This window comes from ANME-2 cluster archaeon, assembly GCA_014237145.1.
Classification (GTDB): Archaea; Halobacteriota; Methanosarcinia; order Methanosarcinales; family Methanocomedenaceae; genus Methanocomedens_A.
This window is the reverse complement of record JAAXOC010000033.1, coordinates 1-7,810: the sequence shown is the minus strand read 5'-3', so window position 1 is coordinate 7,810 and position 7,810 is coordinate 1. Positions and strand designations below refer to the sequence as shown.

The 7,810-nt window shown below is 38.9% G+C and carries 12 protein-coding genes; 5 read left to right on the top strand and 7 right to left on the bottom strand.

The annotated features are described in order from the left end of the window. Positions 1–284 precede the first annotated feature (284 nt). On the bottom strand, positions 285–443 hold the full coding sequence (locus HF974_04490; protein ID MBC2697599.1) for a DUF2080 family transposase-associated protein: 159 nt from the start codon (positions 441–443) through the stop codon (positions 285–287). 105 nt (positions 444–548) lie between these two features. Beyond that, the gene (locus HF974_04485) at positions 549–959 is read right to left on the bottom strand and encodes a class I SAM-dependent methyltransferase (GenBank protein ID MBC2697598.1); all 411 of its coding nucleotides are present in this window, start codon (positions 957–959) and stop codon (positions 549–551) included. A gap of 255 nt (positions 960–1,214) precedes the next feature. Between HF974_04485 and HF974_04480 the strand changes: the two genes are divergently transcribed. Both HF974_04480 and HF974_04475 read left to right on the top strand, forming a co-directional pair. Beyond that, positions 1,215–1,685, top strand: coding sequence for a CBS domain-containing protein (locus HF974_04480; GenBank protein ID MBC2697597.1), 471 nt, complete (start codon positions 1,215–1,217; stop codon positions 1,683–1,685). Beyond that, positions 1,658–2,842 carry a cation:proton antiporter gene (locus HF974_04475; GenBank protein MBC2697596.1) on the top strand — a complete coding sequence of 395 codons (1,185 nt, stop codon included), beginning with the start codon at positions 1,658–1,660 and terminating at the stop codon, positions 2,840–2,842. The genes HF974_04480 and HF974_04475 overlap by 28 nt, the downstream gene beginning before the upstream one ends. A gap of 152 nt (positions 2,843–2,994) precedes the next feature. Here HF974_04475 and HF974_04470 read toward each other — a convergent pair whose 3' ends face one another. From HF974_04470 to HF974_04450, 5 genes are all read right to left on the bottom strand, one after another. Next, positions 2,995–3,198: a hypothetical protein gene (locus HF974_04470; GenBank protein MBC2697595.1), complete on the bottom strand. Its 204-nt coding sequence runs from the start codon at positions 3,196–3,198 to the stop codon at positions 2,995–2,997. A gap of 395 nt (positions 3,199–3,593) precedes the next feature. After that, positions 3,594–3,740, bottom strand: coding sequence for a hypothetical protein (locus HF974_04465; GenBank protein MBC2697594.1), 147 nt, complete (start codon positions 3,738–3,740; stop codon positions 3,594–3,596). A gap of 132 nt (positions 3,741–3,872) precedes the next feature. Continuing rightward, entirely contained in the window at positions 3,873–4,085 is a 213-nt protein-coding gene (locus HF974_04460; protein MBC2697593.1) for a hypothetical protein, read from the bottom strand. Further along, positions 4,086–4,382: a hypothetical protein gene (locus tag HF974_04455; protein MBC2697592.1), complete on the bottom strand. Its 297-nt coding sequence runs from the start codon at positions 4,380–4,382 to the stop codon at positions 4,086–4,088. It abuts the gene before it with no gap. A 98-nt stretch (positions 4,383–4,480) separates the two neighbouring features. Beyond that, positions 4,481–4,687 (bottom strand): hypothetical protein, encoded by a 207-nt coding sequence (locus HF974_04450; GenBank protein MBC2697591.1) that lies wholly within the window; start codon positions 4,685–4,687, stop codon positions 4,481–4,483. Positions 4,688–4,744: 57 nt separating this feature from the next. Here HF974_04450 and HF974_04445 point away from each other — a divergent pair, with 57 nt between their 5' ends. From HF974_04445 to HF974_04435, 3 genes are all read left to right on the top strand, one after another. After that, positions 4,745–6,142: an ATP-binding protein gene (locus tag HF974_04445; protein MBC2697590.1), complete on the top strand. Its 1,398-nt coding sequence runs from the start codon at positions 4,745–4,747 to the stop codon at positions 6,140–6,142. Between the two features lie 453 nt (positions 6,143–6,595). Beyond that, positions 6,596–7,081 (top strand): hypothetical protein, encoded by a 486-nt coding sequence (locus HF974_04440; protein MBC2697589.1) that lies wholly within the window; start codon positions 6,596–6,598, stop codon positions 7,079–7,081. Between the two features lie 3 nt (positions 7,082–7,084). Continuing rightward, positions 7,085–7,747, top strand: a complete 663-nt coding sequence (locus HF974_04435; protein MBC2697588.1) for an HD domain-containing protein — start codon at positions 7,085–7,087, stop codon at positions 7,745–7,747. Positions 7,748–7,810 lie beyond the last annotated feature (63 nt).

The window sequence follows — 7,810 nt, the reverse complement described above, 5'->3', positions numbered from 1 at the left end:
GATTACTTCCTTTGTATCATCAGGTACTGGCGTTGGACGTGTTGCACCTCGATGACCTTTTGGCTCACCTCGTTGTTTGGGAGTGGGATTGACGGTTGATTTCTCCTCGGTCTTTTTCAATGTAGTGATAGATGGTGGAGTATGTGGGTTTTCGTAAAAATGTAACTTATTTTTGAGTTCATCGATTTCTTGCTTAAGTTCATGAATCTTTTCGAGAGCCCCGTCTCTTTCAGCGGTTATTTCAATGATGCTTTCTTCGAGTGCCTTGATGTAATCAGCAGTATTCAGTCTTCACACACCACCACATAAACTGTTTTGTTAAGATATTCTTTTGGACAATCAATCTTTGCTCCTGTGCCAAATTTGGTGACAGTTTTTTGAAAGAAACCTATTACTCCATCTGTTAGGAGAAGATTGCCGGTATTTATTTCAATGCGTTTCATTACAATTGTAATATATATTAATATATATCAAGCTTTCGGTCGGGATGGACAAAACAGTATGAGGTGATGAAAAAAATTCAAGATTTAAGGAGAATGAACACTAATTTAAATTGAGCAGCTAAACAAATACGATTTTTTTATATCAGCAATTTTTCCATGCTGTATCACTTGATAGCATATAATTCCATCAAAATACTCATCCTCATATGGAAGTTTAGTCATATCACATAATCTAAATTCATTATAAACTAAAATTTCTTTAATAATACTTAAAGCATCTTCAGAATTATCACAACCATATACTTCAAAATTTTCTTTCACTAAAAGTGTTGTATGCCTTCCAGTGCCACAGCCTAAATCAAGAATTTTTTTTGAGCCAACACGATTAAAAAATTTTATAGCGTTTATTACTTTTTCAGATGGTTCTTTTTGTACTATTCCCTTTTCTTTATACAAGGTATTCCAATCTTTCATAATATAATTAAAATAAACTTTATTTTTTATAAATACTTCCATCGGCGACCTCATAAATTCCTTTACTTGATTGCACTCCGTGCTTTATGAAATGAAAACTCTAAGTTACAAACCTCAGACCAGAGGACCGGAAGCATCAGGGAGGATGCTCATTGTTTGCTATTTATTTCAATTTCAACGGAGTCCACATCTTCTCCAAGCACACGAAAGCAATTTAAGACCAAACAAAAGCATTAATAGACAAAAAATAATGATAAAACCAAATATATAAAGCCGAAATTGAGTGGAGTATCTCTCATGCCAGAAAATTACTCAAATATATTCATCAAAGACATCATGACACAGGATGTTATAGCAGTAAAAGAGGACGATCCAGTCGAGCATATATTCGAATTATTCAATAAATACCATTTCAACACATATCCTGTCATAGACAATGAAGGAAAACTCAAAGGCATCATCGACCAGGATATTATGCTGGAAATCATAATGTTCCACTGCATACCCTGCACAAAGCACACCCATATGGCAGCAGTAAGATCACTTGGCGAAAGTGCCATAGAAATAATGATACCTCACCCGGTAACCATTTCTCCTAATGAAAAACTGCAAGATGCCGCTGATATGATGTTAAAACACCATATCAACAGGGTTTGTGTAGTAGAAAACGATAAACTGGTAGGCATCATTTCAAAAAAGAGCATAATATCCGAGTTATACAAGAGAAAAGAGGTTGAATGGTGGAGCATATTCTCCTGCTGCTGCTAATCCTGTTCCTGGCAAAAGTCTTTGGAGAGATTATTGAACGCGCAGGATTTCCCAGTATACTCGGAGAAATATTTGCTGGAGTGTTCCTTGGTCTACTGTGGTTTGAACCAGGTGGTGAAGTGCTTTCATTCCTGGCTGAGCTGGGTGCCATCTTCATGTTATTCACTGCCGGGTACATGGAAGTAAATATTAATGAACTGCGAAAGGCATCCAGGGTAGCACTCACTCCAACCATGTTTAGTATGACCATACCTTTCCTGCTTGGATATTTACTTGGCCAGGCATTTGGTTTTGGGTTTTTGGCGAGCCTTTTTATGGGTGTGGCATTCAGTCTCACAAGTATTGGGGTAGTGGTCAAGACACTCATAGACCTGAAATATCTTTCGAGTAGACCGGGCTCGGTAATGCTCACATCTGCCATTTTTGATGATATTATCGGGATATTCATACTTGCAATATTGGTCACAATAGCCACCATAAATCAACTGCCTTCTGGCATGCAATTATTGTTGATCGTGGGCAAGCTGGCAGGCTTCATGGTCATCATTACTTTTATGGGTCTCAAGGTTTATCCCTGGCTCTTCAACTTAGTCCACAGGATGCATGTGAAGGAAGGGATCTTTGCATTCGTTGTCATGGTAGCACTTTTCTCAGCATACCTTGCCGAAGTTTTTGGCTTGCATGCGGTCATCGGGGCGTTCATTGGCGGGGCACTGCTCTCGAATATTCCCTTTGCAAAGATCGAGAGTGTGCAGAATAAAGTGAGCGGACTGGCTTATGGGATATTTGTCCCCATCTTCTTCGCATTTATCGGGTTGTCGATGGATTTGGGTGGGGTGCAGACGGCTGGTTTATTCACAGGCCTGGTAATTGTGCTGGCACTGGCGGGTAAACTTATCGGGGGTTTCATTGGATCAAAACTTATAGGGTTCGAGTTTCATGACAGCCTGATATTCGGTATTGGCATGATGCCAAGGGCCGGTGTGGAACTGGTGGTGATATCGGTTGGAAAGGAAATGGGGATTATTACCGATGAGGTGTTTTCGGCTATCGTCCTGATGGTCGTGGTATCGATCATTGTTTCTCCTATATTGCTAAAATTTGTTATTCAGATCAATGAGGGTAAAAAACCGCAACTACCAACAATAAAAGATTGATTTATTGAGTTTAGTGACTTTTCATGTGTCATCGGTTAAGAGTAATATTGTGATAGAACACGGATTGGACTGATGACACGGATGCGCGCGGATACGAAAGTCAAACGTTGCGCTGGGACACCCAACCGCAGCAGAGCTGCGGGGTATAACGACTAATATAAATCTGCAGCTCCAAGCCCTCCATACCTGCTTCCGATTGCCATGGCCTCTTTATGTATCTCTTCATGCTCATAGATCACCTGCCATGGGGACACAATAATCGTATCAAGAACATCATGAGCCGCATCAATACCTTCAATCTTCGCAACCCAAACCAGGTGTTCGGTCAAGATTATTCTTGGAATTATGAGTGGCACTCCATTTTACACATCTAAGAAACACTGTTTTATAGTCAGTATGGTGTTGTGTCTGGAGACTTTCTGAATGGACGGATCATTGATATTTCACCATACCTGGTATATATTTGTATCAAAGGCGTACTTCATTCTTACACCGGCATATCATTCTTACCTGCCTGATCCATTTTTTACTCAAAGATCAATGCATGTTTAAGGGTACCTGCAACCACTTCTTTATGTTGTAGGTCAAACACGCTTCTCTTTTGTTTTGATATGACCAATGTCTCATCTTTCATTCTAATGATTAATTTATCGTGAGGGTGGATGCAGCGAGAATCCAGTCCGTCAGTGCAGACTCATAAAAACAACAGTTCAATTCGAAATTTCACTTCAATCCAACAGCACCAAAATCATCAAAGATTATATTCCTCAAGAATATCTTCCTGACCCTTTATTACGGTATTATCCTTATCTTCGATATCCCTTAGAACATTCACCATCTCATTTTTCGGGATAAGACCATTTTCCGCAATAAAAATAAGCACATCTTTCAGATTCAACACCTTAATCCCCTTAGCATCACAGAACTTGACAACAATCGAATCATTGGTAAGGAATACGGCATTTCTATTTTTACAGATGCTTATACCTTCAGCCTCACCAGAATGTATCCTCTTGACCAGTGAATACTTTTAAAAATCTATCAATTCGCTGTTGTTCAAAGTGATAGTGGTAATACTGTCAAATATCTCATCAGGGAAAGAAAAACCCATTTCTTTTGCCCGCATAAGTTCGATATAAACGGAATTCGTGATATAAACTCCAGATGGAAATGTCTCTTTCAATAGATCAATTCTGCCAATCTTTGCGAAAATACTGGCAATATCACAGTCAAGGATGAACATTCAAGCACCCAGAGCATCCTTTATACGCTGTTTACTCTCTTCCTTTGTCCCACCGATTTTTATCTTTATATTTCGCGAAGACAGGATATCTTTAAACTCTTCCATTCCAAGCCCGGCTGTTTCAGCCGCTTTCCATAAACTGACCTTATTATTTTTATAGAGGTTTATTGCTATCTCAATCTTAAGACCAGGCTTAAGTTCAAGCAGTGCCCGAACAGCATCTGTGATGACCGCTTCCTTTGAGCTGTATATTTTCTGCCTGACAAGGGCATTTATTCCTTCATCAATAACTTCCATGTCCTTTGCCTCTTTTATTTCCTTGGTTTATAAATATAAATAATTGACCATTCTGAGCACTTTGATAATTCTTAATATACGTTTGCTTGTTTATATTACTATTTCCGCCCGCCCACCACATACACCACAGCCCCCACCGCCATCAATCCCCAGTAACTTATGGCCCGGTCCAGTATGGCAATACCTGCCGAAATCCCTGTATGCACTCCTAGAAGCATGAACACGCCCACGATTGTGAATTCCACCGCCAAAAGGCCACCGGGTGTGATGGGAAGTGCAGATACCAGAGACGCAGATAGCGCAATATCTCATTTACTTCCCACATACAATTATATACTTTCAAGTAAACTACTTAAAAGTATATGAATTTTATCGGCAGAATAAAAGAACTGGACATCCTTACAGAACGCTTCAATAGCAACAAAGCCGAATTCTTATTGATCTACGGCAGAAGACGTATCGGCAAGACCGAACTGGTAAATAAATTCATATCAGCAGACCATCCCGGCATTATCCTGATCGGCAGGGAAGAATCAAAGAAACTCCAGCTTGACCGATACTCAAGGCTGCTTGCAGAATATTTCAACGACGACCTGCTAAGAAAACAGGGTCTTAAGGACTGGGATGCTTTCTTTGAATATATCTACCAGCAGGCCAAAAAGCAGCGGTTCATACTGGCACTTGATGAGTTCCCATATCTGGTAAAGGACGACAAGGCGCTGCCTTCCATATTGCAGGATTATTGGGATACCAGACTCAAGGACAGCGGCATCTACCTGATCATCCTGGGCTCCAGCATCTCCATGATGGAAAGATTGATGTCATACAAAGCTCCACTCTATGGCAGGCGGACCGGCCAGATAAAACTCAATGCGCTGCCTTTTACAGATGTGGCAGGTTATGCAGGGGACATGAAACGCGCTGTAGAACTGTACAGTGTGTTCGGAGGCACACCTGCGTATATCACACAAACAGACCCCCAGCGCGACGTGTACTGGAATATAGGCCGTAACATATTGAGATTTGATTCGTTCATCTACAGGGATATCAAGTTCATTCTGCTTGAAGAACTTGAGGAGCCAAGGTATTATTTCTCAATCCTTGAGTCCATTGCCAGCGGTAATGTAACAATGGGTAAGATAATCAATTATACAGGACTTGCCCGCAGCCTTGTCGGAAAATATCTGAATGTACTGATCGATCTTGGAATAATCAAGAGGGAAATCCCTGTTACAGATTCGGTAAGATCTAAAAAAGGGTTGTATTTTCTCAGGGATAATGCATTTGCATTCTGGTTCAGGTTCATCTTCCCTGCCGAGGACATGATCGACCTCGGGCATGGAGATGTGGTGCTGGAAAATATTAAAATTGGGATGAATCCTTATCTTGGCAGGACATTTGAAGATATTGCAAAGGAATTCCTGTGGCTGTTGAACTCCGGGAAGGCTGTACCATTTACATTTTCAAAACTCGGGTCATGGTGGTATAGGGATAAAGAAATAGATATTGTAACTATGGATACAGGGTCCAATATCTTTTTTTGCGAAGTGAAATGGAAAGACCTGAGTGCAGCGGAGGCGCTGGTTATAATCAACAGGTTGAAAGAAAAAGCAGGACATGTCAGGTGGCATAATTCTGACAGAACAGAATATTATGGAATTATAGCCCGAAGAATAAAGGGAAATGGAAAGAATAAGCTTATTGACGCAGGTTATTATGCTTACGACCTGAATGATTTTGAAAAGTGTATGGCAAAATGAAATGACCATGAGCATCTCATTTCCTCCCGCTCACCATATACACACCAGCCTCCAACGCCGTGACTTTTTATTATTTTTTTAACTCGACATTAATAATTATATGCGCTAGTCTGCTGGCCGGCTTAAGGCATTTGAATATCTTGAAGCTGCATTCCATCATGTCCGGCGGCGGGGGTATCATCTGATCACGTTAATGGGGGGAGGGAGGAGAAAGACACAATAATCTGCAGTAGCGGCCATCCTGATGTGTCTACGAAGGCTGTGCTCTAAACTACAGAGTAGGCGCAGGCATCAGTGCAGGAGAAGGAGCGTTTGGATGATATAATGGACTCAAATACTAATTTTTAAATCATTAAAGCTATTAATAATACTTTCATCCTGCTTATTCACTAAAATATTATAGTATAGTATTTATGTTATATCAATTAAAAAAAAATTAAAAGGGGATTTATCATGACAAATACGAATAAACTCTGGAAATACCTTGATGAAATATCAGGTACAAATATTCAGACTTTTGATGATCGGAAAAAACTCCAAAAAACTGTTTATTTTTTACAGAGAATGGGTTTGAATATGGGCTACAAATTTGGATGGTATATTCATGGCCCTTATAGTTCGGATTTAACAAAGGATGCATTTGAGTTCCATAATCAAAATGAAACATTAAAAGCAACTGAAATTCCAGAAATAAGTCCGTCTGAGATAAAAAGAATCGGAAATATTAAAAATTTTCTAGGGGATTTAAAAGACTCTCCGGATATGCTAGAACTATTAGCATCACTTGATTTTATCAAAAATATTGCTTATATTCCTGATATTGAAGAAAAAGACAAACAAGTAGTAATCGAGCAACTTAAAATATTAAAACCTGGAAAATTTAAGGACGTAGATATTGAACAAAGTTGGGATCGATTACTGAGTTTCGATTTAGTATAATTCATGATTGCAAAAGAAATTTACGACAATGTATATGGTTTTATAGGCGTCAATCAACTTGAACTAGAAATAATAGATCATCCATTATTCCAGCGCCTGAAAAACATTAAACAACTTGGAATGGCATATACAGTCTTTCCAGGAGCCGTACATACTAGATTTTCGCATTCATTAGGAGTAATGCATCTTGTTAATAAAATTGGTGCAAAATTAATTGATGATAGTCTGATTACTGAAGATGATCTGTCAAAACTTCGACTTGCAGCGCTTCTTCATGACATAGGACATTATCCTTTATCTCATACGATTGAAACTCCTATGTTGAAAAAATATGATGATTCGCATCATGAAATTTTAGGCAAAAAAGTATTAAATAATTTTAGTATTTCTGATATATTGAACTCAAATTATGATTCTAAAGAAATTGGTTTAATTTTCAATGGACAAAGCTTGAATCAGACCTTTAATCAACTAATTCATTCCGAGTTAGATGTTGATCGAATGGACTATTTATTGCGAGATTCATATAATACAGGAGTACACTATGGTCAATTCGATTATGAACAGACATGTTATATAAGATTATCTCCCGTACAGTATAACTATTTCTCACCAATATATGATATTTACCCCCAACATCTTCAAAATACTGTACAGATTAACTAAATCTCAAATGAAGGCAGGACAGCTCCTGGCTCAGTTCCGATGAAAAGGGAATTGTTGTATTGT

Coding starts and splice junctions, on each gene's coding strand:
- HF974_04480 (MBC2697597.1), top strand. CDS start 1,215: ATGCCAGAAAATTACTCAAATATATTCATCAAAGACATCATGACACAG.
- HF974_04460 (MBC2697593.1), bottom strand. CDS start 4,085: ATGTTCATCCTTGACTGTGATATTGCCAGTATTTTCGCAAAGATTGGC.
- HF974_04485 (MBC2697598.1), bottom strand. CDS start 959: ATGGAAGTATTTATAAAAAATAAAGTTTATTTTAATTATATTATGAAA.
- HF974_04455 (MBC2697592.1), bottom strand. CDS start 4,382: ATGGAAGTTATTGATGAAGGAATAAATGCCCTTGTCAGGCAGAAAATA.
- HF974_04435 (MBC2697588.1), top strand. CDS start 7,085: ATGATTGCAAAAGAAATTTACGACAATGTATATGGTTTTATAGGCGTC.
- HF974_04440 (MBC2697589.1), top strand. CDS start 6,596: ATGACAAATACGAATAAACTCTGGAAATACCTTGATGAAATATCAGGT.
- HF974_04490 (MBC2697599.1), bottom strand. CDS start 443: ATGAAACGCATTGAAATAAATACCGGCAATCTTCTCCTAACAGATGGA.
- HF974_04445 (MBC2697590.1), top strand. CDS start 4,745: ATGAATTTTATCGGCAGAATAAAAGAACTGGACATCCTTACAGAACGC.